Origin of the sequence: Rhizobium sp. BK376 (assembly GCF_004341625.1) — a bacterium.
Taxonomy (GTDB): domain Bacteria; phylum Pseudomonadota; class Alphaproteobacteria; order Rhizobiales; family Rhizobiaceae; genus Rhizobium.
This window is the reverse complement of record NZ_SLZG01000008.1, coordinates 1-23682: the sequence shown is the minus strand read 5'-3', so window position 1 is coordinate 23682 and position 23682 is coordinate 1. Positions and strand designations below refer to the sequence as shown.

Annotated in this window: 28 protein-coding genes; 17 read left to right on the top strand and 11 right to left on the bottom strand. The window is 57.2% G+C overall.

Annotation, left to right across the window (positions count from 1 at the left end):
- Positions 1 to 70: 70 nt before the first annotated feature.
- Positions 71 to 760, bottom strand: a complete 690-nt coding sequence (locus tag EV561_RS19610) for a 4Fe-4S dicluster domain-containing protein (protein ID WP_132523992.1) — start codon at positions 758 to 760, stop codon at positions 71 to 73.
- A gap of 101 nt (positions 761 to 861) precedes the next feature.
- Complete coding sequence (locus EV561_RS19605; RefSeq protein ID WP_132523991.1) at positions 862 to 2442, bottom strand: trimethylamine methyltransferase family protein; 1581 nt, start codon at positions 2440 to 2442, stop codon at positions 862 to 864.
- 282 nt (positions 2443 to 2724) lie between these two features.
- Between EV561_RS19605 and EV561_RS19600 the strand changes: the two genes are divergently transcribed.
- On the top strand, positions 2725 to 3426 hold the full coding sequence (locus tag EV561_RS19600) for a B12-binding domain-containing protein (RefSeq protein ID WP_132523990.1): 702 nt from the start codon (positions 2725 to 2727) through the stop codon (positions 3424 to 3426).
- Between the two features lie 51 nt (positions 3427 to 3477).
- Here the strand turns inward: EV561_RS19600 and EV561_RS19595 are convergent, their stop codons facing one another.
- Positions 3478 to 3636, bottom strand: coding sequence for an entericidin (locus EV561_RS19595; RefSeq protein ID WP_132523989.1), 159 nt, complete (start codon positions 3634 to 3636; stop codon positions 3478 to 3480).
- A 71-nt stretch (positions 3637 to 3707) separates the two neighbouring features.
- Between EV561_RS19595 and EV561_RS19590 the strand changes: the two genes are divergently transcribed.
- The 7 genes from EV561_RS19590 to EV561_RS19560 all read left to right on the top strand — a co-directional run bounded on the left by EV561_RS19590 (position 3708) and on the right by EV561_RS19560 (position 9984).
- The gene (locus EV561_RS19590; RefSeq protein WP_245512761.1) at positions 3708 to 4298 is read left to right on the top strand and encodes a DUF1638 domain-containing protein; all 591 of its coding nucleotides are present in this window, start codon (positions 3708 to 3710) and stop codon (positions 4296 to 4298) included.
- Positions 4299 to 4537: 239 nt separating this feature from the next.
- Positions 4538 to 4837: a virulence factor gene (locus EV561_RS19585; protein ID WP_132523987.1), complete on the top strand. Its 300-nt coding sequence runs from the start codon at positions 4538 to 4540 to the stop codon at positions 4835 to 4837.
- On the top strand, positions 4830 to 5408 hold the full coding sequence (locus EV561_RS19580; RefSeq protein WP_132523986.1) for a methylenetetrahydrofolate reductase C-terminal domain-containing protein: 579 nt from the start codon (positions 4830 to 4832) through the stop codon (positions 5406 to 5408). Before EV561_RS19585 ends, EV561_RS19580 begins: the two co-directional genes overlap by 8 nt.
- A gap of 3 nt (positions 5409 to 5411) precedes the next feature.
- A complete protein-coding gene (locus EV561_RS19575; RefSeq protein ID WP_132523985.1) occupies positions 5412 to 6512 on the top strand; it encodes a methylenetetrahydrofolate reductase in 1101 nt (366 codons plus the stop codon).
- Between the two features lie 98 nt (positions 6513 to 6610).
- Positions 6611 to 7582, top strand: coding sequence for a methyltetrahydrofolate cobalamin methyltransferase (locus EV561_RS19570; protein ID WP_132523984.1), 972 nt, complete (start codon positions 6611 to 6613; stop codon positions 7580 to 7582).
- Positions 7579 to 7932: a hypothetical protein gene (locus EV561_RS19565; protein ID WP_132523983.1), complete on the top strand. Its 354-nt coding sequence runs from the start codon at positions 7579 to 7581 to the stop codon at positions 7930 to 7932. The genes EV561_RS19570 and EV561_RS19565 overlap by 4 nt, the downstream gene beginning before the upstream one ends.
- Positions 7933 to 7980: 48 nt before the next feature.
- Complete coding sequence (locus EV561_RS19560; RefSeq protein WP_132524184.1) at positions 7981 to 9984, top strand: ASKHA domain-containing protein; 2004 nt, start codon at positions 7981 to 7983, stop codon at positions 9982 to 9984.
- Between the two features lie 92 nt (positions 9985 to 10076).
- Here EV561_RS19560 and EV561_RS19555 read toward each other — a convergent pair whose 3' ends face one another.
- Positions 10077 to 10973 carry a LysR family transcriptional regulator gene (locus EV561_RS19555; protein ID WP_132523982.1) on the bottom strand — a complete coding sequence of 299 codons (897 nt, stop codon included), beginning with the start codon at positions 10971 to 10973 and terminating at the stop codon, positions 10077 to 10079.
- Between the two features lie 120 nt (positions 10974 to 11093).
- Here EV561_RS19555 and EV561_RS19550 point away from each other — a divergent pair, with 120 nt between their 5' ends.
- On the top strand, positions 11094 to 11339 hold the full coding sequence (locus tag EV561_RS19550; protein WP_132523981.1) for a hypothetical protein: 246 nt from the start codon (positions 11094 to 11096) through the stop codon (positions 11337 to 11339).
- On the opposite strand, the gene EV561_RS19545 is transcribed toward EV561_RS19550, so the two are convergent.
- On the bottom strand, positions 11311 to 12018 hold the full coding sequence (locus EV561_RS19545) for a hypothetical protein (RefSeq protein ID WP_132523980.1): 708 nt from the start codon (positions 12016 to 12018) through the stop codon (positions 11311 to 11313). The genes EV561_RS19550 and EV561_RS19545 overlap by 29 nt on opposite strands.
- A 277-nt stretch (positions 12019 to 12295) precedes the next feature.
- A complete protein-coding gene (locus tag EV561_RS19540; RefSeq protein WP_132523979.1) occupies positions 12296 to 12970 on the bottom strand; it encodes a type 1 glutamine amidotransferase domain-containing protein in 675 nt (224 codons plus the stop codon).
- A gap of 509 nt (positions 12971 to 13479) precedes the next feature.
- Between EV561_RS19540 and EV561_RS19535 the strand changes: the two genes are divergently transcribed.
- Positions 13480 to 13782: a DUF1330 domain-containing protein gene (locus tag EV561_RS19535; RefSeq protein ID WP_132523978.1), complete on the top strand. Its 303-nt coding sequence runs from the start codon at positions 13480 to 13482 to the stop codon at positions 13780 to 13782.
- 98 nt (positions 13783 to 13880) lie between these two features.
- Here the strand turns inward: EV561_RS19535 and EV561_RS19530 are convergent, their stop codons facing one another.
- The 4 genes from EV561_RS19530 to EV561_RS19520 form a co-directional block, all read right to left on the bottom strand.
- Entirely contained in the window at positions 13881 to 14234 is a 354-nt protein-coding gene (locus EV561_RS19530; RefSeq protein WP_132523977.1) for a hypothetical protein, read from the bottom strand.
- Positions 14235 to 14832: 598 nt separating this feature from the next.
- Positions 14833 to 14931, bottom strand: coding sequence for a hypothetical protein (locus EV561_RS38545; protein WP_348633746.1), 99 nt, complete (start codon positions 14929 to 14931; stop codon positions 14833 to 14835).
- Complete coding sequence (locus EV561_RS37925) at positions 14931 to 15215, bottom strand: hypothetical protein (protein ID WP_245512759.1); 285 nt, start codon at positions 15213 to 15215, stop codon at positions 14931 to 14933. The genes EV561_RS38545 and EV561_RS37925 overlap by 1 nt, the downstream gene beginning before the upstream one ends.
- A 65-nt stretch (positions 15216 to 15280) precedes the next feature.
- A complete protein-coding gene (locus EV561_RS19520; protein ID WP_132523976.1) occupies positions 15281 to 16621 on the bottom strand; it encodes an FAD-binding oxidoreductase in 1341 nt (446 codons plus the stop codon).
- A gap of 148 nt (positions 16622 to 16769) precedes the next feature.
- Here EV561_RS19520 and EV561_RS19515 point away from each other — a divergent pair, with 148 nt between their 5' ends.
- From EV561_RS19515 to EV561_RS19495, 5 genes are all read left to right on the top strand, one after another.
- Positions 16770 to 17246: a tetratricopeptide repeat protein gene (locus tag EV561_RS19515; protein ID WP_245512757.1), complete on the top strand. Its 477-nt coding sequence runs from the start codon at positions 16770 to 16772 to the stop codon at positions 17244 to 17246.
- A gap of 471 nt (positions 17247 to 17717) precedes the next feature.
- Entirely contained in the window at positions 17718 to 18311 is a 594-nt protein-coding gene (locus EV561_RS19510) for an STM3941 family protein (protein WP_132523975.1), read from the top strand.
- Between the two features lie 79 nt (positions 18312 to 18390).
- A complete protein-coding gene (locus tag EV561_RS19505) occupies positions 18391 to 18807 on the top strand; it encodes a hypothetical protein (protein WP_132523974.1) in 417 nt (138 codons plus the stop codon).
- Between the two features lie 121 nt (positions 18808 to 18928).
- Positions 18929 to 19177: a hypothetical protein gene (locus tag EV561_RS19500; RefSeq protein ID WP_132523973.1), complete on the top strand. Its 249-nt coding sequence runs from the start codon at positions 18929 to 18931 to the stop codon at positions 19175 to 19177.
- A gap of 417 nt (positions 19178 to 19594) precedes the next feature.
- Positions 19595 to 19858: a hypothetical protein gene (locus EV561_RS19495; protein WP_132523972.1), complete on the top strand. Its 264-nt coding sequence runs from the start codon at positions 19595 to 19597 to the stop codon at positions 19856 to 19858.
- Between the two features lie 571 nt (positions 19859 to 20429).
- Here the strand turns inward: EV561_RS19495 and EV561_RS19485 are convergent.
- Positions 20430 to 20810, bottom strand: coding sequence for an Imm8 family immunity protein (locus EV561_RS19485; RefSeq protein ID WP_132523970.1), 381 nt, complete (start codon positions 20808 to 20810; stop codon positions 20430 to 20432).
- A 221-nt stretch (positions 20811 to 21031) separates the two neighbouring features.
- Here EV561_RS19485 and EV561_RS19480 point away from each other — a divergent pair, with 221 nt between their 5' ends.
- Complete coding sequence (locus EV561_RS19480) at positions 21032 to 21451, top strand: hypothetical protein (RefSeq protein WP_165927860.1); 420 nt, start codon at positions 21032 to 21034, stop codon at positions 21449 to 21451.
- Positions 21452 to 21566: 115 nt separating this feature from the next.
- A complete protein-coding gene (locus EV561_RS19475) occupies positions 21567 to 22094 on the top strand; it encodes a hypothetical protein (RefSeq protein ID WP_132523968.1) in 528 nt (175 codons plus the stop codon).
- Positions 22095 to 23682: the final 1588 nt, after the last annotated feature.

The window sequence follows — 23682 nt, the reverse complement described above, 5'->3', positions numbered from 1 at the left end:
CAAAATCGCGCTCCGGTTCCGCATCCACACAGATTCGAAAAAATGCGGCAAAAGCGAAGACGTTTTTTGCTTAGAGAGAAAGTGCCGCCATGTGGAAGGCCAATTGTTCGGGCGGATATTGGTAGCTGACGCCTATGGGGCAAGCCGCTCTCGCGAGACACCCCTTCTTCACGCAGCCTGCCTGCCCCTCGCCGCTCCGCAAATGCGACCGGCAATCCGCGACGCTGAAGCCGGATGACGTGACTGCATTGACCGGACAGTGCAAAAGGCACGGCTTGGTCTCGCATCGATCGCAGGGATGCTCCGTCATCACAGGCGCCGACGCGATATCGAGCGCTACGCCAAATCCCAACGCACCACGATACCCATGCCAGAGCCCGTATTCCGGATGAATCAAGATACCCAGCGGTGAGGCCCGCAAACCCTCCGCCCGTACCGCCCATTGCTGAAACGGCTGCCAGGGCGGATCGGAGGGGAAATAGGCGGTCGCGCCGGAACGCGCCGCCACCGGACCAATCACGGCCTTCGACCAATCGTCGAGCGGATCACGACGCCCAGTATTTTCCGGCTGTGCACGCCAAAGAGAAAACGGCTCCCAGATGGAGCCGCCGATATTGCCGAGCAGAATGACGGTCCGCGCCTGCGTCCCGTTATTCAATGCCGGCCCATCGCCGTCGAAGCCGATGACGCCGCGCAGGAATATCCCATGCGGCTCAAGGGCTGCCTTTAGATCCGACAGCAAAGCGGGACCGCCATTCATCGCGGTCCCTTATATCCATAGTGCGGCCGCCAGACCTCTTTCTGAATGAGATCGGCAACCCGCACCGCACCGCCTTGCTCCCTGGCGGGATCGGGCTCTCTTCAGGTGAAAGCGTCCGGCATCGAGTCCTTGCGGCTCTTGATGTAGGCGAGCAGCTTCTCGTCGATCGCGGGATCGAGCGGCGGCGCTTCGTAGTGGTCGAGCCAGGAGCGGCAGAGCGCATTGGCGCGGTCTTCGATGCGCTTCTGGCCTTCGATTTCCCACTGTTCGAAAGAATTGTTGTCGGCAAGAGCAGAGCGATAGAAGGCCGTCTGGAAACTGGCCTGGGTATGGTTGCAGCCGAGATAGTGGCTGCCGGGACCGACCTCGCGAATAGCATCCATCGCCTGGCCGTTTTCGGAGAGGTCCACGCCCTCGGCCATCTTCTGCATCATACCGAGCTGATCCTGGTCGATCATGAATTTCTCGTAGGAACTGACGAGACCGCCTTCGAGCCAGCCGGCCGCATGCAGCACGAAGTTGGTGCCGGCAAGAAGCGTCATATTCAGCGTATTGGCCGATTCGTGCGCTGCCTGCGCATCCGGAACCTTGGAGCCGCAGAGCGAACCGCCGGTACGGAACGGCAGGCCGAGACGGCGGGCAAGCTGTGCCGCACCGTAGGAAACCAGCGACGGTTCCGGCGTGCCGAAGGTCGGCGCGCCTGATTGCATCGAGATCGAGGCAGCGAATGTGCCGAACAGAACCGGCGAACCCTTGCGGATCAGCTGCGTGAAGGAGGCGCCGGCCAGAACTTCGGCCAGGATCTGCGTCAGCGTGCCGGCAACCGTGACCGGGCTCATCGCCCCGGACAGGATAAACGGCGACACGACGGAAGCCTGGTTATGCCGCGCATAGACCTTCAGCGCGCCGAGCATGGTCTCGTCGAATACCATCGGCGAGTTGGCATTGATGAGGTTCAGCGTGACGCAGTTGTTTTCGACGAAATCGTCGCCGAACACCATCTTCGCCATTGCAACGGTATCTTCAGCGCGTTCCGGCGCAGTCACCGAGCCCATGAACGGCTTGTCGGAATATTTGATATGGCTGTAGACCATATCCAGATGGCGCTTGTTGACCGGAATATCGACCGGCTCGCAAACCGTACCGCCCGACGAATGCATCGACGGCGCCATATAGGCAAGCTTCACGAAATTGCGGAAATCCTCGATCGTCGCATAGCGGCGATTGCCTTCGAGATCGCGGACGAAGGGAGGGCCATAGACCGGCGCAAAGACGGTCGCCTTGCCGCCGATATGGACGCTGCGCTCAGGATTGCGCGCATGCCATGTGAATTCCTTCGGCGCTGTTTTCAGCAGTTCGCGGCAGAGGCCTTTCGGGAAATGCACACGCTCGCCCTTAATGTCGGCACCAGCTTGCTTCCACAGCTCCAGGGCTTCCGCATCGTCGCGAAACTCGATGCCGATTTCTTCGAGAACCGTATCGGCATTGCGCTCGATCAGCTGGAGTCCCTCTTCGTCCAGCACTTCATAGACGCCGATCTTGCGGGTGATATAGGGAAGCGAAGGACCTGCGCCGCCGCCGGTGCGCGATGCGCGCCGTGCTGCCGCACCCCTGCCCTCGCCACGCGAACGCCGTCCGCCACCATCGCCGCCCGCTGCCGGCTGTTCGATCATCTCGTCCATGATGTCTCCTCACTGCTGCGCCTGTGCGCGCCTATTATCGCCGCCATGCTATTCGATTTCGTCGCAAAGACGATCCTTTATGCGCCAGCGATTAGCATAGGACAGACATTCGCATCGACAAATTGCCGAATGCGTCCGTCGTTATTTATTCCGGCGGCGTCGCTTTCGAAAAGAGTTTTCCGAAGGTTGAGGTTTAACTCTTAATCAGGCAGTCTTTAATAAAAGCCTGTGACTCATATTGTCTGCAAGCCGCTCGAGCAGCGCGCAAATGGGGTGGAAAGCATGTCTGACGACGAAATCATTCTCGCGGAATTGTCTGATGAGGAACTCGTGCAGCAGATGCATGACGACCTCTACGATGGCCTCAAAGAGGAAATCGAGGAAGGAACCAACATTCTCCTCGAACGCGGCTGGGCACCCTACGATGTCTTGACCGAAGCGCTGGTCGAAGGCATGCGCATCGTCGGCATCGACTTCCGCGACGGCATTCTCTTCGTGCCGGAAGTGCTTCTCTCCGCCAATGCGATGAAGGCCGGAATGTTCATCCTTCGTCCGCTGCTCGCCGCAACCGGCGCGCCGAAGCAGGGCAAGCTCGTCATCGGCACCGTCAAGGGCGACATCCACGATATCGGCAAGAACCTCGTTGGCATGATGATGGAAGGCGCAGGCTTCGACGTCGTCGACCTCGGCATCAACAATCCGGTCGAGAACTATCTCGACGCCATCGAGCGCGAGCAGCCGGACATTCTTGGCATGTCGGCACTGCTAACGACGACCATGCCTTACATGAAGGTCGTCATCGATACGCTCAAGGAAAAGGGCATGCGCGACGACTACGTCGTCCTGGTCGGCGGTGCGCCGCTGAACGAGGAATTCGGCAAGGCGGTCGGCGCCGATGCCTATTGCCGTGATGCTGCCGTGGCGGTCGAAACCGCCAAGGAATTCATGAAGCGCAAGCACAACAAGCTTGCGGCTGGCGCCTGAAGAGATCAACGAGGAAAGGCTGCGGCTGGTGCCGCAACCTCTTCAAATCGGTCACTGGGCTGCTTTATTGACGGTATGACCTGCCTGTTTCGTCGCGTTTACGGTGTTGGCAGTATCTCTGCCCATACCTTTGATGGTGTTGGCGCATGATGCGAGGGTCATGAGGGCAATGCAGGCTGCGCTAAGTACTGCGATTTTCGATGCGGTCATGATCTGGAGTCCTCTGTGAAATGGGTTTTGATCGAAATGAGGCGGAGACAATCCTGCCGCGAGATAAACGCATGAATTCGCAAAAGGTTCATGTGATTGCGTGTGGCGCGATCGCGCGCGAAATATTGGCCGTGAGCCGGATAAATTCCCTCGACCATATCGACCTGCACTGTCTTCCCGCGATCCTGCATTGCTATCCGCAGAAGATCGCACCCGAGCTGGAAAAAGCCATCGCCAACGCCCGCGCAAAGGGCTTCGAAAAGATCTTCGTCGGCTATGCCGATTGCGGCACCGGCGGCGATATCGATAAAATCTGCGAGCGCGAAGGCATCGAACGGCTGTCGGGGCCACACTGTTATTCATTCTTCACGGGCAACGAGGAATTTGCCGCCCGCGCCGACGAAGATTTCACCTCCTTCTTCCTCACCGATTTCCTCGCCCGGCAATTCGACACCTTCGTCGTAAAGACCCTCGGACTCGATCGGCATCCGGAGCTGATGGAGATGTATTTCGGCAATTACCGCAAGCTGGTCTACATCTCTCAGGAAGAGGATCCGGAGCTGCAGGAGAAGGCACGGCAGGCTGCGGATTATCTCGGCCTGGAATACGAATATCGCTTCACCGGCTACGGCGATCTCGGCAAGGAATTGCAGGCCGTCTAATTGCGACATGGCAACGACGCAGCGCCAAATGGGATGCCTAAGTTAAGGTATCTGCCAACGGCTCCGAGCACTTGAATCTCTGGGTAAAATGGCCCAGCTGACATCTGCCGTGGTCGGTGGCTGCCCAATGCCGCCGACTTGACGACAGGCGTCGCTTTTCGACATCACCGGCGTCGTGGCGAGCGCAGTCCGCGCGCTGCCCGACGTGCATGCTGCACCAAAGAGGAGAATTTCTGAATATGGCCGATCGCATCGTCGTCTACTGGCGGGATATCCCCGCCCAGGTCATCATCAAGCAAGGCCGCAAGACAGCGAAGCGTGAGCTTTCCTTGCGCTTCACCGAGGCGATCGATATGTGCGCCATGCGGACTGGCGCGGCCGAGACGGACGACTATCTGGCCGAATGGCGCAAGGCCGATCCAGTGCCGGTTTCCGATGATCTCGAAGCCGAGGCCGACAAGGCCACAGCAGAACTGGAAGCCGCTTACGACAAGGAACGCCTTGTCGCTCTGGTGAAATCCGGAGGCCGCAATGGCTGAGGAAAAGCAGCGCCCGGGCAACGCCGCACCGGCCAGCAAGGCCGCTACGGGCGCTTATACGCCTGCAGGCGTCTCTCCCAACCGCCGCGCCCGCCATAAATATACGGTCCGTCTCTGGGCCGTGCGCAATTCGCGTTTCCTCGAGTGGTTCTACCGCCGCTTCGCTGACGCGTTCCTGCTGCTGCATCCCATCTGGAAAGGCATCGGATACGAGCGCGTCGAGCGACCGATCACCTTCGTAGAGCGGCACGTAAAAGGCTTCCTGTTCGATTGCCGCATGTGCGGCCAGTGTGCCCTGTCCTCGACCGGCATGTCCTGCCCGATGAACTGTCCCAAGCAGTTGCGCAACGGCCCCTGCGGCGGCGTCAGGGCCAACGGCAACTGCGAGGTGGAACCGGATATGCCCTGCGTCTGGGTACAGGCGTGGAACGGCTCCCGCAACATGGTCGAAGGCGACAAGATCCTGAACATCCAGAAACCGGTCAATCAGTCGCTGCGCGAGACCTCCTCCTGGCTGCGCGTGACAGCCGAGGCCGCCGCAAGCCGCGAAGCGGCGCGAAAGGAAGCCTGAGGCATGTCGCAGATCGATGAAAATCCGCTTGGCGTGCACCTGCCGCTCGATCCCCTGCCCGGCCATTCCTCGCTCGGCCGCCTGGAGCGCGTCCTGCGCCGCGGCGAGTTTGCCGTCACCGCCGAACTGAACCCGCCCGATAGCGCCGACGCCGAAGACGTCTATGAGCGCGCCTCGATTTTCGACGGCTGGGTGGATGGCATCAACGCGGTCGATGCATCGGGCGCCAATTGCCACATGTCCTCTGTCGGTATCTGCGCCCTGCTGACGCGCATGGGCTATGCGCCGATCATGCAGATCGCCTGCCGCGACAAGAACCGTATCGCCATTCAGGGCGACGTGCTGGGCGCTGCCGCCATGGGCGTCGCCAACATGATGTGCCTGACCGGTGACGGCGTACAGGCCGGCGACCAGCCGGGTGCCAAGCCGGTCTTCGATCTCGACTGCATGTCGCTGCTCGAAACCGTGCGTATCATGCGCGACAACGGCAAGTTTCTATCGGGCCGCAAGCTGACGAAGCCGCCGAAGGTCTTTCTCGGCGCAGCGATCAATCCATTCGCCCCGCCCTATGATTTCCGCCCCTACCGCCTCGGCAAGAAGATCGAAGCCGGTGCGCAATTCGTGCAGAGCCAGTATTGCTACGACGTGCCGATGTTCCGGGAATATATGAAAAAGGTGCGCGATCTCGGATTTCACGAAAAGTGCTTCATCCTCGTCGGCGTCGGTCCGTTGGCGTCGGCCAGAACGGCGAAATGGATGCGTTCCAACGTGCCCGGCGTCCATATCCCTGATGACATCATCAAGCGCATCGAAGGCGCTGAGGACCAGAAGAAGGAAGGCAAGCAGCTCTGCATCGACATCATCAACGAGGTGAAGGAGATCGAGGGCGTCGCCGGCATCCACGTCATGGCCTATCGCCAGGAAGAATATGTCGCAGAGATGGTGCATGATTCCGGCGTGCTGAAAGGCCGCCAGCCCTGGAAGCGCGAAGCCAATCGCGGCGACGAGCTTGTCGCAGAACGCATGGAGCATATTCGCGAAGGCAAGGAAGAGAACCAGCAGGAGATGGCGGAAATCGCCGCCCATCACGTACCGACCCATTGAATTCGAGATGAGCCGGCGGAGGACCACGGCTCGCTTGTAACACCCATCGCGGCACGATAGACCAGATCTATCGTGCCCCCTGACCAGAAGGATCAGTAATGACGCGCACCATCGTCGCATCCGCCACCCGCGAAATCATCATCGGCTTCGACCAGCCATTCTGCGTGATCGGCGAGCGCATCAACCCGACCGGCCGCAAGAAGCTTGCCGCCGAGATGATGGAAGGCAATTTCGACACGGTCATCAAGGACGCGCTGGAACAAGCCGCCGCCGGCGCCACCATGCTCGACGTCAATGCCGGTGTGACAGCAGTCGATCCGAACGCAACCGAGCCCGGCCTGCTGGTGAAGACGCTGGAAATCGTCCAGGGCCTCGTCGACCTGCCGCTGTCGATCGACAGCTCCGTGACGGCAGCCATCGAAGCCGGCCTCAAGGTCGCCAAGGGCCGTCCGCTGGTCAATTCCGTCACCGGCGAGGAAGAAAAGCTCGAGGCGATCCTGCCGCTCGTCAAGAAATACGACGTTCCCGTCGTCGCGATCTCCAACGACGAAACGGGCATCTCGATGGACCCCGACGTCCGCTTCGCCGTTGCCAAGAAGATCGTCGAGCGCGCCATGGACTATGGCATCAAGCCGGAAGACGTTGTCGTCGATCCGCTCGTTATGCCGATCGGCGCGCTGGGTGACGCCGGCCGCCAGGTCTTTGCGCTGCTGCACCGGTTGCGCAACGAACTCAAGGTCAACACCACCTGCGGTCTTTCCAACATCTCCTTCGGCCTGCCGCATCGCCACGGCATCAATGCCGGCTTCATTCCGATGGTCATCGGCGCCGGCATGACTTCGGCGATCATGAACCCTTGCCGCCCGCAGGAAATGGAAGCCGTCCGCGCCGCCAACGTGCTGAACGGCACCGACCCTAACTGCGGCAACTGGATCATGACCTACCGCGACTATAAGCCAGCGGAAGCCGGTGCCTCCGCATCCGCAAGCGCTGCGGCATCCGCCTCCGCAGGCGGTGGCCGCCGCGGCGGCCGGGCAGCACGTGCGGGTGCCGGAGCGCGAAGCGAATGACCCCCAACCGTGGACTTGGCCGTGATCTGATCAGCCTGTGGTTCGAGGCGCCTATGGTGATCGCCATGCGGACGCAGGCCGCTGCGATGGAAATGATGACCGGCGGCTCGAAGTCCTCGGCCGAGTTCAACCGCATGGTGACCGAAAAGATGGCGGCGACGGCCGAGAGCATGGTGGCGCTCAATCTGGCCTTCGCACAGCAGGCGGTCGATGCGTCCTTCGCCATGGCATCGGGACGAAAGCCTGCCTCGGCCGGTCGCACGGCCGAGAAGATCGCCGAGGCGGCGGTCAAGCCCTATAGCAAGCGCGTTCGCTCGAACGTGCGCAGACTGTCAGTGAAGAAAGATTGAAAAGTGGATTCCAGCAGACCTGACCGGACCGACGCCCTCGTCCTCTTCATGCCTTCGGGCAAGCGTGGACGCTTCCCGCTCGGCATGCCGGTGCTGGATGCCGCCCGCCAGCTCGGCGTCTATGTGGAAAGCGTTTGCGGCGGCCGCGCCACCTGCGGTCGCTGTCAGGTTTCCGTGCAGGAAGGCAATTTCGCCAAGCATCAGATCGTCTCCTCGCTGGATCACCTCTCGCCGATCGGCCCGAAGGAGCAGCGCTATGCCTCCGTGCGCAGTCTGCCGGATGGCCGTCGCCTCTCCTGCTCCGCGCTCATCCAAGGCGACCTCGTCATCGATGTGCCGCAGGATACCGTCATCAATGCCCAGGTCGTCCGCAAGGATGCCGATGCCCGCGTCATCGAGCGCAATGCGGCGCTGCACATGTGCTATGTCGAGGTCGAAGAGCCCGACATGCACAAGCCATCAGGCGATCTCGATCGGCTGAAGGCGGCGATCGCGACCGACTGGAAATACGAGAACCTCGAAGTCGATTTCCACCTGATCCCGCAGGTCCAGTCGATCCTGCGCAAGGGCGAATGGAAAGTCACAGCCGCAATCTACAAGGACGAAGAGACCGCCCGTCCGCACCTGATCGCGCTTTACCCCGGCCTGAAGAACGAGGCGTACGGGATCGCCTGCGATATCGGCTCGACCACCATCGCCATGCATCTGTCGTCACTGCTCTCTGGTCGCACGGTGGCGTCGGCCGGCACGTCCAATCCGCAGATCCGCTTCGGCGAAGATCTGATGAGCCGCGTCTCCTATGTGATGATGAACCCGGATGGCCGCGAGGGCATGACGACGGCTGTCCGCGAAGCCCTGAATGGCCTGATCGACAAGGTCTGCACCGAAGGTGGCGTTTCGCGCGAAGACATTCTCGACGCCGTCTTCGTCGGCAACCCGATCATGCACCACCTCTTCCTCGGCATCGACCCGACGGAACTTGGCGGCGCGCCCTTCGCGCTGGCCGTGTCTGGCGCCGTCCATCTCAAGTCCTCCGAGATCGGCCTGCCGATGAACAAGGGCACGCGCGTGTACATGTTGCCCTGCATCGCCGGCCATGTCGGCGCCGATGCCGCGGCGGCCACGCTTGCCGAAGGCCCGCACCGCCAGGATGAGATGATGCTGCTCGTCGATATCGGTACCAATGCCGAAATCGTGCTCGGCAACCGCACGCGCGTTGTCGCGGCCTCCTCGCCAACAGGCCCCGCCTTCGAGGGCGCCGAAATCTCCAGCGGCCAGCGCGCAGCGCCCGGCGCCATCGAGCGCGTCCGCATCGATCCCTCGACGCTGGAACCCCGCTTCCGCGTGATCGGCGTCGAGCCTTGGTCAGATGAGCCGGGCTTTGCCGAAGCAGCCGAAAAGGTCGGTATAACAGGCATCTGCGGCTCCGCCATCATCGAGGTGGTCGCCGAGATGTTTCTATCAGGCATCATCTCCGAGGACGGCGTCGTCGACGGCAGCATGGCCGCCCGCTCGCCGCGCATCCTGCAGAACGGCCGCACCTTCTCCTACCTGCTGCACGAGGGCGCCCAGCGCATCACCGTAACGCAGAATGACGTGCGCGCTATCCAACTCGCCAAGGCCGCCCTCTATGCCGGCGTGAAGCTGCTGATGGACAAGCAGGGCGTCACCCATGTCGACCGCATCGGCCTCGCCGGCGCTTTCGGCACCTTCATCGACCCGATGTACGCCATGGTCCTCGGCCTCATTCCAGACTGCCCGCTCGACAAGGTCAAGGCCGTCGGCAACGCCGCCGGCACCGGCGCGCGCATGGCCCTCCTCAATCGCGACTATCGCCGCGAGATCGAGGAAACCGTCAGCAAAATCGAGAAGATAGAGACGGCTCTTGAATCAAAATTTCAGGAGCATTTCGTCTACGCCATGGCGCTGCCGAACAAGGTCGATGCCTTTCCGGAACTGTCCAAGGTGATCACCCTGCCCGAGCGCAAGGTCCTTGCGGATGATAGCGGCGGCGATGGTGGCGGACGCCGGCGGCGGCGAAGCAGGGAATAGTACTGCCGCGAGAGCCCTAGAAACGATAAGGGGGCGCGTCACTCTCTCCCTCATTGCTGTCCTTGTGACGGGAATGAGGGAGAGAAAGTCCGTCAAGCGGCGACGCGGGCAATTTCCATGAAGGCTTCGCGGATGCTGTTGGCAACTGCGCGGATCGGGTCGGTCATCTGCGATGCCGTCAGCAGGCGGATGTCGAAGGATGTCAGGTCCGGCAAGCCTTCGTTCGTGCCCAATATCCTCATATCATCGGTAATATAGGACCGGGGGAACGGCGCAATCGCCAAGTCCGACACGACGGCTGCGCGCTGTGCCATCGTGTGGGCGCTGAGGAACGCAATACGGAAGGGCCGACCGTTCTGCTCGAGCTTGGTGATGGCATCAGAACGCCAGATGCAGCCGTCCTCCCAGATGGAGATCGGCAGAGGATCGCGGCGATAGGCCGTCCCGCATTTCGCCCCCGCCCAGACGAGCCGTTCGGTATAGATAATTTCGCCCTCAGTCGGAAAAGGCTTGGTCGAGCAATTGATCAGTGCAAGATCAAGCCTTTGCTCTTCCATGCGCTTCTTAAGGTTGATGCTCATGTCGACCGTTACATCGACCATGATGCCCGGGTAGCTTTCCGAGAAGCTCTTGAGGATGCTCGGCAGAAGCCGTTCGCCGATATCATCGGGCGCGCCAAGCCGAACCACGCCGGCAAGCTCCGGCATGATGAACCGAGAAACCGCCTCGTTCGACAACGCCAATATATTGCGTGCATAGGTAAGCAGCATCTCGCCATGCTGCGTCAGACTGACGGAGCGCGCATCGCGCAGAAAGAGGATCACGCCGAGCTGTTCCTCAAGCTTCTTGATCTGCATCGAGACCGCAGATGGCGTCCGGAAAACCGCATCCGCGGCAGTGGAAAAATTACCCGTCTCGGCAATGGCGACGAAGGTCCGCAGAACTTCGTTGTCGAGCAACGGAATGGGACGGCGAAGAGAAATGGTCATCGTCTCATCTTTCAATTTTTCTGATCTTTATGACCATATCATTTCGTTTGTCTGAATGTCAACGAAAGACCATATTAGAGACAACAAAAACAGAGCAGACAGCCGGAAAGGAGTCTGATCATGATCGCATCGCTTCAGGAAGTCATTTACCTCTTCGAGACCACCCGGACCCGCCAAAACTGGCCAACCGAGAGCAACAAGACACTCAAGGACATGGCGCGGCTTCCGCCGCATCTCGTCGACGATGTCAACGCGCGGGGCCTCCCGTTGGATCACCACGTCGCATCCTCTTCGGGGCAATCTGAAGGCTCGCCGTCAGTGATTCAGTTCAGACCCATCAAGGCAGGTGCGCTGCGATCTGCCTGATCAACGCCGCGATACGGGAATAGTTCTGGTTCCAGATCGTGGATTTCTCGCCGAGACTATCCAACGACGTTTCGAGTTTTCCAAGCGCCTGCCGGGTCGCCGCACTGGCAGACGCAAGCTTGTCCTTCAGGATCGGCGTATAGTGTCTTCTCGCCTGAAAACGCGAATTGGCATTCAGTCCGCTATCTAGCCGAGGTGTATTTGTATCGGCGTTGGCATTGATAATGCCGGACATGTCGGCACTTGCCCTTTGAATTGCCTCCCGCATCGGGCCATAGTCGCCGTGATAGGGCAAGCGCCGCCAGACCAGTTCCAATCCCTGACGAAGGCAGTCCAACTGATAGATGTTGTCGCGCGCAGAACATTCGGCTTGAACGGCTTGAATGTTGCGGGCGGTGCTTGTCGTCACGAATTCGGTCAAAGGGACGTCGGCATTGTCAATCCCATCGCCTCCGCCGCCATTGCCCTCGGCAATCGCCATGCCGGGCAAGGAAAGAAATGCCGCAATCCACGTCGCTGCTACTATTTTGACAAAATAATCAAATCTCGCCGACATCAGTATTCTTCTCTTCTCAAACAGATCATCACTATCGGGTAACGTAATGTTACATCGATAGCATTTACGGTCAATTGTCGACGGAAATTCGGTTTTTTCTGCTAAGTGCCTGATAAAGCGCACTCGTGAAAGAAATTTGATTCGACGAAGGCTTGCTTGGCCGCTTTCCTCAATTTCAAGCGCAAGTAACGCTCACTGTCGTCCCCCCGGTGCCGATAGAGGTCAATAAGTATAGGCCTTGCGCCAATATCTCTAAATTCGAAAGACAGAACACCCCCGAGGAGGTCAGAAAGCGTTCACGACGCGCCTGGATATGAGTCCCGAGAGCCGGCGGCTCACGATTGCGTGCGACTGGCCGCCTGCCCCGCGATCCCCACAGGGCAGCCGACCCTTCATCACCTCACGCCAACTTTTTTAGGGCGGCGAGCAATTCCTTTGCCAGAGGTCCTGCAGAGGCAGGGTTCTGACCGGTGATGAGACGGCCATCAACGACAACATGAGGCTCCCAGTTTGCAACGGACGAGTACACGGCGCCCTCCGCCCTCAATGCGTCCTCAAGCTCATATGGCACGTCCTCGCGCGCGTAGTCGTACTCTTCCTTTTTCGAGAAGGATGTCAGCTTCTTTCCGCGCACAAATGGCGTGCCATCGCCAAGGTCTACGCTCAGCAACGAGCATGGCCCGTGACAAACAGCGGTCACCAGCTTGCCCGTGGTCCATGCGCGCACGACAGCCTTTTGGACATCGGAATTGCGCTGGATGTCGACCATCGGGCCAAGCCCACCCGGGATCAGGATCGCGTCGTAGTCAGACGCATCCACCTCAGACAGCTTTCGGCTGCGATTGAGCCGACGAAATGCCTTGCTTTCCATAAATTGCTTTTGGGCAGGATCCTTTTCATCGTACGCGTCGTACGGTGTCCATCCGCCCGCGGGCGACGCGAATTCTACCGCAATTCCCGCCTTGTCGAGGACATCGAAAGGATGCGCGACCTCGGCGAAAAAGAAACCAGTCTTGCGGTTGTTCGGGCCGATCGCGGCCGCGTTGGTCACAATGAACAGAACGTGTTGTGTCATGCCTCTCTCCTTGATCAACGATGATGCAGATGCGAGTTCACATGGTCGGGGTTTGTAATCCGGGCCGAGGACCGGAATCGGCCGCCCTCCGGAAGACCAATGTCACCTGAACACCCGTGGGCCTATAATTTGGCAAGCCACGATGTTCCTCACGCAAATTCGATTGCGAAACTGCGAAAGCGAATTCTTGCGCACCAGGGAAAGTCTGCGGATCTATCTGGCAACAGGTATCGGCGCCCCAGCCTTAACCTTGCTTACCAAGCCAGGTTAAGGCGGCTACACGGCGACTTCGTTAAAGTATTCTACCCCCTCCAGCACCCTAGCTTTGCCGGACGGCGGCAATATAGCTTCATTCGATTTCGAACGAAAGTTCCTCCTTTGGTAGTCCACTCCATGATAATTTCGCCGGGGCCGACCTGCGTTTTGCTGGAGCTGGCTCGACAAGGTCAGTTGACGATGTCACTGATTGGAGATCACGAGCGTCGGATTGCAAGAGGAAAGGAACCAAAATGAGCGCCTATGTTGTATTCGTCCGTGACCGCATCACGAATCCCGAGGAATTCAAGACATATGGGCAGATGGCGCCTCTTGCGAGAGAAGGTCGCGATATGAAGGCGCTCGCCTTCTACGGACCGTCCAGGACGCTGGAGGGCCCCACAGTAGACGGATCTGTCATCATAGAGTTTCCGACGATGGATGCCGCTCAAGCCTGGTATGACAGTCCGCTTTACCAGGAAGCCCGGGTACACCGTCTGAAAGGCGCTGAGTATCGCGTCTTTATCGTTGAAGGCGTTTCCGCGCCGGGAGCGTAATGTCGGCACCAATGGATCGCGATTCATTTAAGTTACTGAAAACATTGGGTATGACGTAAGAAACACGACTCCAAGCCGCGGCCGACGGAGCCGATGGATCATTTTCCATTCAATACAGCCTTCGTTAAATACTCGTTGACCTCACATCTTTCATAGATGGCTACTTGGGAATGGAGCAATCGTATGCCCGCCTTGACCATCGCCCGATATATTGCCGCAAAATGCAGGGTAGGAAAATCATGCAGACGACGCCAACGTACAATTTCTGAAAGAGGCATATATTTCGAACGGAATTCGCGAATATCGCATATTTTCAGTCCACCGGATGGGAAAAGACCGCTCGTTACCAAAGCGGAAACTTGCTGAGGATCGATTCTGAGATAGAAGCCAGCGTCACGGACATCCACCACAGCATCATCAGGTAGAGCATCTTCGCCGCTCTTCGCGACCAAGCTCCGCACGCATCCGATGTCACCTGCCGTCAATCTACAGATCAGAGGCGGCTGCGAGCAAGCCAAAGACACGACGAGGTCCGCGTCGACTATGCTCTTGAGTATCGTTGGCTTGGCAATTATTGTCCTCGCGTACCTCACGAGCTTCGTTGTCGTTGAGTGCATCTTCCATGCCGGGCGCGACAAACTGCTCACCTATAACTAGTGCAGATGGCTGATGGACCGTGTTGAGGTGGTGCGGCATTGGGCTTGTCAAACGGCTGGGGATATCGCGAAGCGCGTTCGCGGCTTGCTGCAGATCGCATGAGCTATTTGCTCAGCCAGGAGTCGTCTCTTAGCCGCGCGACGGCGGTGTTCAGACACTATGAAGCAAATGCCACAAATGACGGCTTTCGGCCCAAAGCGGACGTTGCCTTGGCAGCTTTGCCTGCGGTGGACACGCAGGGTTGGGGACACGTAGTGGCTGATCGGCTGCTTAGGGAACCGTCCGCGATCACAGCCGCTTGGCCATCCAAAGGTGCGGCTGGCCCTCGTCCTCGAAATCGACATCGGTGATCTGTGTATAGCCCTGGTTGGCGTACAGATCGTGCGCGTATTCCTAGGCATGCAGCTTAACTAACTTGGCGCCGGCCCCACGGGCCTCGTCGCTGGCGGCGATGATCACACTCGCCAAACCCCGGCGGCGAAACGCCGGCATCACGGCCACGCGGCCCAGCAGGTACGTCTCCCTACCGTCACGCCCTCGTCGAACGTACATGTGGGCGACTGCGGGCTCTCGGGTGCAACTGCGCGCTCCAATAGCTCGGGGAACACACGTGAGCACCCGACCAACTCGTCATCGACATAAAGCGTTGCGTGCACGCAGGAGGGGTTGTCATCGATACCGTCGAATTCATTCTCATAACCCTGCTCGTCTATGAAGACGGCGCGCCGCACCGCAAAGGCGTCGTCGCGCGCGCTGGTCTTGATCTGTGGAGACATGACGGCCCTTTATTCGGAAGCGACAGAAGTGGTCGGCGTGGCTTGGCGTATATGCACCCCAAAAGTCAGGCTGCGGGGCTGATATTCTGGTTCAACCGGAAGAGGTTTCCGGAATCCAAACGCTGCTTAAGCCGAGCCAACCGCTGATATTTGCTCGCGCCATAGGCTTGGACGGCGATCTCGGAACCGGCATCGCCTTGCTCATTGACATAGTTTCCCTCCATTGAGGGGTCGACCAAGTCGCGGGCTGTTTGGCGGCCCCAATCGATGCATGAAGGGTCGTCGGACGGGTCGTCCCAGACCGGCTCGGTTAGCCAGTAATAACCGGCATCGCGTCCGGAATAGGCGGTGGCCTCCTCGGCCACATCGCACACCGCACCGCCGAGCATCAACACGCTAATCTCGCAATCGTCCGTCGGGGCGACCGCGATCTGGCGGAGCATGTGTGGAATGGCAGCCTCGTTCATGTCGCGCCAGAAACCGCCTTTCACATAGTAGCGCCGCAGCCATGCGAAGAGTTCGTCATTGCGGCTCTGCAAATCGAGGAAGGTCATGGCGGTCATGCCGCCGTGCCCCGTTCCAGCCAGAGAGCCTAAGGGCGTCAGCGCCCGTTCCGCGCCCTCACGATCTCCTAGCCAGACGGCGGTTATGCTGAGCTCCGAACCGGACAGTGTGAAATTCAGGGTAAGATCGCGCGGCAGCGTGTGCGACAGGTCGCTGAGACGGCGAAGGCCATCTACGGCATTGGCGAGCGGGTAGGTCCAGCGTCCGACGGCAATGGGACCGAGGTTGTGCATTCGGAAGAGAAAGCGGGTCACGACGCCGAAATTGCCGCCGCCGCCCCGGATGCCCCAGAAGAGTTCCGGATCGGATTCCGCATCGGTCCACACGACGTCACCATTGGCCGTGACGATCTCCGCACCAAGCAGGCTGTCGATCGTGAGGCCGTATTTGCGGCTCGCCCAGCCCATGCCGCCCCCGAGCGTTAGCCCGGCGACACCAGTGTGAGAAATGACGCCTGCGGGCACCACAAAACCGCGCGGGACGATGGCCCGGTCGAGATCGCCGAGAAGGCAGCCGCCGCCGATTTCGGCGATCCGCTCATTCTCGTCCATTTTTATCGCCCGCATATGTGACAGGTCGAGGACGAGCCCGTCGTCACAGGTCGAGAGGCCCGGAATGCTATGGCCACCGCCGCGGACGGCGAGGAGGGAACCGGAGGCCGCTGCGGCATGCACCGCGACCTGCACATCCCGCACCGTTCGCGCCCGGACGATCGCGGCCGGACGCTTGTCCGCAATGCCGTTCCAGACCCGGCGATATTGATCGTAATTGGAATGCGTCGGGGTCAGAAGCTCTCCGTCGAGCTGCCCGACCGCGATTTCCCTCAGAAGCAGGCTCGACATGATCCGCCCCCCGGCTGCGATCGCCAGCTTAACCATATAACACGGCGTGACGACCGCTGCATGCGCAAAAGATGATATGCGAAATAGGGGGGTGGCGGCTGTCCCAGGTCGAGGTCGGCTGCGGGCAAGCTATGGGGTTCGCCCTGAGTTGCCTATCTTTATCGACATCGTGATGGCTGTGCCCCGGTTCGGTTCGAGAGTGGTACTTCTTTACTTTGAACGGCCGCTTATGGCGCAAGTGGCCGGCGGTGGCATCCGGACGAGACTTGGCTTCGCAGAGGCCCATAACAACTACGGAGTTTTTCTCGAAAAGCACGGTGAGCTGGTCGCAGCTGAGCAACACTATCTCGAGGCGCTGCAGCAGCGTCCGGACTATGTCGACGCCCATTACAACTACGCGATGTTTCTCGAACGCGTCGATCGCTCGCGGGCGGAAGAGCATTACAGTTCGGCCATTCGCTCGAAACCCGACTATGCCGAAGCACATAACAATCTAGCAGTTCTCCTGCACGAAAATGGCGATTTAGCGGGTGCTGAGAACTACTACAGAAATGCCTTGAAGCTACGGCCCGAAGACCCCGAACTGCAACCTCGCGGTGCTTTTGAAGGCGAAAGAACAAGATAGCAAAGTGATTCCACATGGCAGTGGTGCTGCCGAAGAGGAAACCGATGATGCGGGGGCATGACGCAGAGGATTCATCCAGCACGGTGATATTGAACAATCGGGCGAGTGAACCAAGCCATTCCGGCGATCGTGGAAAGAAAGCCAAGAAGGAACGCTGCACACATAGCGATAGCTGTCGCCCCTACCCTTCCAAACGCTTCGCCCCCGTTCGCATCGCCCGGTAACGGGGAAAGATACTCCCACGTCCTCAGAAACAGATATCCGGATAGGCCGGAAAATACAGCGCCTACCAGAATGGCGCCGATCGCGCCGCATATGCCGAGTAAAACTAGCCTCACCATCGCCTGGACCATTATTATCAAGAATTTAGAACAGCCGATGCAGGCTCTTCCATAACATATCACAATAGTGTCTCTTGCCTGACATTGCCCTGTGAGACTTTGATAAATTCAAAATAGCATTGCGGATCTCATGCTGTTCGAACGATTCCCCCGAATAGAGCTCAGCTTCAACATAGCTCCACTTCTCGGCTTTCTCGCAGCCATAGGCGGCTGCGCCGCTGCCTTCGGGGCCATTTACTATGACGTTTCGGGGATCAATAGCTTTTCCAGGCCGATGGACCCAACACTGGCGGGATTTTTGTTTTACTTTTTTTCGGCCGCGCTGGTCTTCTTCATTTATCGGCTCATCAGAATTAACCCGCTGAAACCGGTGTTGATCATCGACAAGGAAGGTTTTCGTGATAGCCGTTACACGCGCGAGATGATCCCATGGAACTGTATCAAAGAAGTCTCCTTGCGCCACCGCCCGTACAAGAAAGGAGGCAACTTCGTTGAAGTTGTCTTGAGCGAGAACCTGCCCGAAGCCATCCGCGCCCAAATAGAGAGCAAGAAGTGGATGAATTACAGGAAGGATGGCTTGGTGATCAGCATCTCGGGCGGGGTGACCGGGATGAACGCGGAACGCATCGCCAGAACACTGATGAGTTACAAGGACGAGTTTGGCCCTTCCTTGACTTTGGATGACGCTATTCCGATCGGACCTATTGTGGACTCTTCACCTTAATCGTCGCGACATGGGCACGATGTCGCGAACTCACCTGCTCGCAACAAATGAATGAATGATGTAACACGACTAAGAAATCATGGAACCTTGGAAGATGCCTCGCGCTTTAAAATTGATCCTCGCCGTATTATTCGCGTTAGCTTATCTTGGTGCAGCATCTGTTAAAGTCAATGCCGCCGCGATGGAGGATTCAGAAGATCAATACTACAAATCGATGCTGATCAAATGCGACAATCTAAAGAGATTTTCGGAGCGTTACTGCATATGCGTCATTAATGTATCAAAGCAGATTCCAGAGAACGATCCAATATTAAATTTGTTTTTGACAATTTCAAAGGACAAGAAAGAATCTGACAAATTATACCATGAGATAATTTCTGGTGACGATTACAGCAGGCAAAAATTCGATAGCTTGGTCGAAAAAAAGGATTTTGTTGGAGGCCAATCGAGGCTGTTCGCTTCCCGAATTCAATCCAAATGCCATAACCTTGACTAATCTGGGGAGCACCATTGGTTATGGCGGGTGGTGTTGTATAGCAGCAGCTGCGTCTTGACACTGGACGAAGCCCTTGTTCTCATCTTAGTGAATGGTTTGGATAGCTGAAGAATCAAGATAGATGCCGCAGGTAGAGGAAGTGCAAAAAGAGCGTGAGCGTGAAGCAAAGCGCAAACTGACCAGCCCAAAAATGTGGTTGTGGCTGCTATCGTTTAGCGCGATTTCATTTGTCATTATTTGGTTCAGCGACGAAAACTACGTGGCTGTGCCGTTGTTGCTGATTTTTGTATTCCTCTGCAAAGTATTCTTATTCGAACCTTTATACATCCTGATCTTCAGCCGGTCGCGCGATCGCGCAAGTAAAATTTGATGCGCGCCCCGCCCTTACAGATTAAACAGGTGCCCGATGAACGTTGGAATAATAATTTTCGTCACCGGACTAGTGCCTTGGACGATTGGTGGGATGATCAGCTTCGTTACGCGCTACGATGTTCACAATCGCCATATCAGGGCGTCGCTTGATCCGATACGACCATCAGATGGAGAGCGTGTTACTGACAAAGAATACCTAGACGCGCTATTCAATAACCCAAAGTCGAAATGGTGGTGCCGAGTGGGTTTCGGCATGTGCGCTGTCGGTATGGCTATGATTTGGGTTGGAGTTTGAGCCCTTCGGCCCGAAGGTTGTCACCCTTTAGGAAGGCGGAGGTGATTGTCCCAGGTTGATGGCGCGTCTGATGACAGTTACTCTTTGCATCTCAAGTCTACTTCTTTGGACAAACCTCTGATGGCAAAGATCATTCAGACCCACTTGCTGCTTTACGGAATTATCCTTGTGACACTGCTGGGGATCGGAAGCTATTTTACCCTCTGGGTTTCTGCGCCAGTTTGCTTCGTGCTTATAATAGCGATCCCGGGTTTTTTGACCAAATACACGTGGTTTGGCGGCGACGATCAGAAATTTAGGGCTATCACCGCAGAACACGGCATCTTCGGATACCTGGTTTTAGTGCACATCTGGAACGGATTTCCCCACCGCGACCATACCTGAGCTGGTTGGGGCGGGGGTGCGAGACACGTGGTCTAGCAGCACTTGACGAACTCTCTCTCGCATGGATGACTTGCGATCAGCCACTCACCAGCGCTTGAAAGAAATATATGGCTTACATTCCAATCGCCGTCTTCGTCGTCGGGCTTATCGTTTGGAATATCGTTGATAGGACCGGCTATTCGACGAAGAGACACGGCTGGGTGGAAGTTAAAGCCACTGTCCGATCAGTCGTTTCGAAGGCCGTGGGCGAATTTCCGACGCCTTTTGTGGACGTGTCCTATGAGTTTCGCGGCGTAGAGTATCTCAAGAAGAGCCTCAATACGGAAGGTAATCAGACCAGTGAATATCCGCCTGGAAAAGAGATAGCAGTCCTTGTCAATCCGAATAGCCCCATGGAGTGCCGGATCCTACGCCGTCCAACTTAAGCCGGCATTGAAGTTGGGCACGGATGGTCCATCGGACGATGTTGACGATCTGCTGATTCATCGGTGTGCCCAAGGCAAAGGACGTGATCCCCACCCTGTTACCCACCACCATGCCCATACTTCGGGTGTGGGTGGCCGAGAACACCCTACTTTTTGCTCTTCTGCTTGTTCGGCGTATCCCGTTCCCAAAGAAACCTTGAGCGCAGAGCATTAAGGCTTTCATCCCACGACTCGCGCTCGCAAGCTGCAACAGCCGCCAGCAAATACGTTTTGAGTGTCTCGAAAGAAAAAGAGTGAATTCGCATAGTCTTCAAAGTACTGCGACTTTGAGACTTGTTGTTGGGCGTTGCCACCCTTATCGAAAAGGTTTCTGTCCAATCCGCATCCTCGGGGCCGATATCGAGTTGTAGTCGGATGTCGGCATCGTCGGGAGAGGCTATCTCGAACCCTTGATCTCCCTCTATATCGATATGAAACACCCGCTCAAACAAGATAGCCGTCACCGCGCCAACTCTCAGTTTTACCATGTCAGTGCCATTCAATTTGGAGTTTGTTCGGTTCCGGTTTGGCCTTTATATTGGTAGCCTTGCGACTGCATCAATCATCACGATGCCATGTAGATCATGGCCGGACTAATTGCCAACGCCTCGTCCACCCCTGCACAAGATGAAAGCTTCGCGCTTCCGCCGGTTGCTCACACCGCGCCACTTGGCGTATTCAAAACCGCCGGGACTCTAATCGCCGCTGGATGAAAGTTCAGCGGCAGGTCAGCCTCGAACGCGGTATCAAAGGACTAGAATCTCGCTGGCAAGGGGACATGGCCGTGGTCATCGACAATTTTGACGATCTTCCGCTAGCTAAATGCTGGGAATACCGTTTCGTAGAAGAATTGGTCGTCAAGCGCATCTCGCCTGTAGGATTCCTAGATATCAAAATGGTGCTGACAAAACAGGTGCCGGCCTCTTCTGAGCGTATCACCGTTCATTTTGACCAGTGCGTGGAATTTCGCCCTGACAGAATGTTCATTCTAAGTGGGCTCGATTTGCAAATTGAGCCAAAACGCTCGGCGTTTTTCGAGGAGGTGCGGTTCCGAATTTTTGATCGCGAGAACGACGCTTTCGAATTCCTCTGCGGCGGCTTTATCTTTGAGATCGCAAACGTGCCTTAACCATCCAGGGACACGGGTATTGTCCGCCTTAAGGAGGGTGTGGGTGGTCCCTTTTTCGCCGCGGGACGTCAGCGCGTCATTGTGACAGGTCTACCACCGTGATATCTGGCTGGACATGCCCGCAAAACTAGGCTCCGAAGCCTTCTCAATTTTAAAGCTACTTCAAAAAACGCCTTCGCAGACGCCGCGCCCGGACGTTCCCCTTTTCTCTTTTGGCCGTCTCCTCGGAACACCAAGCTGGTGGGATTTCAGCGGGAGTGCGACCTTCGACAGCCTTCTCGATTACTACGGCAATATACAGGTCGAGCTTTGGATCCAGGGGGAGCAGGTAGAAGTTTGTCGAGTTTGTGTTCGGATGTGGACTGCAATCAGCGGCCAGCCGGAGCCAAAGAAGGGGAAGATGAAGTACACTGCTAGGCGGTATATTAAGTTCAATGGCTTCGAACCAGGACTGTCGGTCGAAGAGTCGAAGACGCTTCTTCAAGCTGCGTCGATATCCTTTGAGGAAATAGCCGTTGCAGACGCTTCAGAAACCGTGGTTCGGCTCATTCTGCCCAACAAAATCGAAATGCTTTTCTTTATGATGGACGGACGGCCTTCGCTGGCAGAGATACAGGCATATTCAGAACATGACGGCGCATAGCGCTTTGGAAGAAGTCCGCTTCGAGCCGACAACCCTCACTCTCGTATGGGGTATGGGTGTGGCGTCTCTGCGTCAATTGCGATCATTGCGACCTCATATTAAATCCTGCAATGCTAAGGAGAGGCGTGGTGTATGGTTGAGATCTGATTGGCATGGCCAGACGAAGGCAGTTTAAAGGTATTTGCCAGGATGTTCTCGATAGCTTTGTGAGCAGATATAATGATCTCAACGGCTACTGGGCGCTCGGCCAATTTGTAAACATCCTTCATACCGGCCCAAAGGAGCTACAGTTCCAATTGGCTAAAGGCGGGACATTGCCTTCCCGCCCGGACCTCAGCGCTACTTCGTTGTATTACCAGCACGCCGTACTGAGGCTAATGGCCGCAAATAACATGCCACAAGAATGGTTCGCCGACGCAATCATCGGCTTCTCAATGGTAGGGCCTACGACCGCCTCTTGTTACGTCGAGATAACGACCGACCTCGGCAAAATCTACAGATGTTCCCGAAGGCTTAAAGTTCGACCGCATGACCGAATGCAAGAACGCCGAAGGATGGGACGGCTTGGGCCGTCAAACCAGAAAGGTGAATAGTTGTTCGTTTGCTTTGGGCCGAAAGCTGCCAACCCGCCCTAAGGTTAGGAGGACGGTGATGCAATTGCAGATGTTACCTCGCAACGAGGTTCCACTGGGCCTCGATAGAAACTCGTGCCTCTTTCGCTACTTCAACGAGTGATCCATATAAACCCGAATACGAATGGGCCCGCCAGAAACCTTCAGGCCATTGCCCCCAATCTTCTTCTATTGGACCGAAATAGCTTTCGACGGAGTATCGAAACAATCCGTGAGTTTCGCTTCGTTCAATAACCGCCCGAAACGAGCTTGCCGCATCGGACAGTATCTCCACCAGTTTCCAATTTGTCTCGGGATCTAATCTCGGGGCTCCGACCATTCCAACACTCACCGATACTGCTATGACGGTCCAAGCGTTGCTATTTAGATTTAGATTGTCAACGCGAACCCAATCACAGCCCTTATTGGCTTCCTTAATCCCAGGAGGCGGGCGCCTCTGTCGTGGCCGCTCTGAGAAAGTTTGTGAGAGAACTACACACCACCTCAATCTGCTCCTCCGCGTACGTTGTCGCCGATGTCATGGCCTCGTGAGGCACGCGCACTAAGGGAGGATCGCTCGGGTCGCCTGTCTTAGCATCTAGATAGTAATAGTCGCCCGACCCCGACAAACACATGCCAACAGGGATGTATCCCATGTTGCTTACGACGATGCCGGGGTAGGCTTCTAATGCCTCGCTCAACATCTGACTTGTGTTCATCCACTGAACTTCAGCACCATATCCTGACAAGTCGTGTTCTTCGAAGAGCCAAAATGCGACGCCACACAGCGGAAATGATTGAAGGAGATCAACGCAAGCCTCCAGAGCTGCACCCCGGAACAACTTGGACAGAAGTTGTTCGGCGTCGGCTCGCGAAATAGGGGTATCCCCACGCCGAGAACCGCCTTGTTTTGTTAGACTGATGCCGTTGTTTTGCTGAGGTGAGCGCTATCGCCACGTTGCTAACAACGAGGATAA

Excerpts from the sequence above, each read along its gene's own strand:
- EV561_RS19610 (WP_132523992.1), bottom strand. The coding sequence starts at position 760 with ATGAATGGCGGTCCCGCTTTGCTGTCGGATCTAAAGGCAGCCCTTGAG.
- EV561_RS19605 (WP_132523991.1), bottom strand. The coding sequence starts at position 2,442 with ATGGACGAGATGATCGAACAGCCGGCAGCGGGCGGCGATGGTGGCGGA.
- EV561_RS19600 (WP_132523990.1), top strand. The coding sequence starts at position 2,725 with ATGTCTGACGACGAAATCATTCTCGCGGAATTGTCTGATGAGGAACTC.
- EV561_RS19595 (WP_132523989.1), bottom strand. The coding sequence starts at position 3,636 with ATGACCGCATCGAAAATCGCAGTACTTAGCGCAGCCTGCATTGCCCTC.
- EV561_RS19590 (WP_245512761.1), top strand. The coding sequence starts at position 3,708 with ATGAATTCGCAAAAGGTTCATGTGATTGCGTGTGGCGCGATCGCGCGC.
- EV561_RS19585 (WP_132523987.1), top strand. The coding sequence starts at position 4,538 with ATGGCCGATCGCATCGTCGTCTACTGGCGGGATATCCCCGCCCAGGTC.
- EV561_RS19580 (WP_132523986.1), top strand. The coding sequence starts at position 4,830 with ATGGCTGAGGAAAAGCAGCGCCCGGGCAACGCCGCACCGGCCAGCAAG.
- EV561_RS19575 (WP_132523985.1), top strand. The coding sequence starts at position 5,412 with ATGTCGCAGATCGATGAAAATCCGCTTGGCGTGCACCTGCCGCTCGAT.
- EV561_RS19570 (WP_132523984.1), top strand. The coding sequence starts at position 6,611 with ATGACGCGCACCATCGTCGCATCCGCCACCCGCGAAATCATCATCGGC.
- EV561_RS19565 (WP_132523983.1), top strand. The coding sequence starts at position 7,579 with ATGACCCCCAACCGTGGACTTGGCCGTGATCTGATCAGCCTGTGGTTC.
- EV561_RS19560 (WP_132524184.1), top strand. The coding sequence starts at position 7,981 with ATGCCTTCGGGCAAGCGTGGACGCTTCCCGCTCGGCATGCCGGTGCTG.
- EV561_RS19555 (WP_132523982.1), bottom strand. The coding sequence starts at position 10,973 with ATGACCATTTCTCTTCGCCGTCCCATTCCGTTGCTCGACAACGAAGTT.
- EV561_RS19550 (WP_132523981.1), top strand. The coding sequence starts at position 11,094 with ATGATCGCATCGCTTCAGGAAGTCATTTACCTCTTCGAGACCACCCGG.
- EV561_RS19540 (WP_132523979.1), bottom strand. The coding sequence starts at position 12,970 with ATGACACAACACGTTCTGTTCATTGTGACCAACGCGGCCGCGATCGGC.
- EV561_RS19535 (WP_132523978.1), top strand. The coding sequence starts at position 13,480 with ATGAGCGCCTATGTTGTATTCGTCCGTGACCGCATCACGAATCCCGAG.
- EV561_RS38545 (WP_348633746.1), bottom strand. The coding sequence starts at position 14,931 with ATGCCGGCGTTTCGCCGCCGGGGTTTGGCGAGTGTGATCATCGCCGCC.
- EV561_RS37925 (WP_245512759.1), bottom strand. The coding sequence starts at position 15,215 with ATGTCTCCACAGATCAAGACCAGCGCGCGCGACGACGCCTTTGCGGTG.
- EV561_RS19520 (WP_132523976.1), bottom strand. The coding sequence starts at position 16,621 with ATGTCGAGCCTGCTTCTGAGGGAAATCGCGGTCGGGCAGCTCGACGGA.
- EV561_RS19510 (WP_132523975.1), top strand. The coding sequence starts at position 17,718 with ATGCTGTTCGAACGATTCCCCCGAATAGAGCTCAGCTTCAACATAGCT.
- EV561_RS19505 (WP_132523974.1), top strand. The coding sequence starts at position 18,391 with ATGGAACCTTGGAAGATGCCTCGCGCTTTAAAATTGATCCTCGCCGTA.
- EV561_RS19500 (WP_132523973.1), top strand. The coding sequence starts at position 18,929 with ATGCCGCAGGTAGAGGAAGTGCAAAAAGAGCGTGAGCGTGAAGCAAAG.
- EV561_RS19495 (WP_132523972.1), top strand. The coding sequence starts at position 19,595 with ATGGCAAAGATCATTCAGACCCACTTGCTGCTTTACGGAATTATCCTT.
- EV561_RS19485 (WP_132523970.1), bottom strand. The coding sequence starts at position 20,810 with ATGGTAAAACTGAGAGTTGGCGCGGTGACGGCTATCTTGTTTGAGCGG.
- EV561_RS19480 (WP_165927860.1), top strand. The coding sequence starts at position 21,032 with ATGAAAGTTCAGCGGCAGGTCAGCCTCGAACGCGGTATCAAAGGACTA.
- EV561_RS19475 (WP_132523968.1), top strand. The coding sequence starts at position 21,567 with ATGCCCGCAAAACTAGGCTCCGAAGCCTTCTCAATTTTAAAGCTACTT.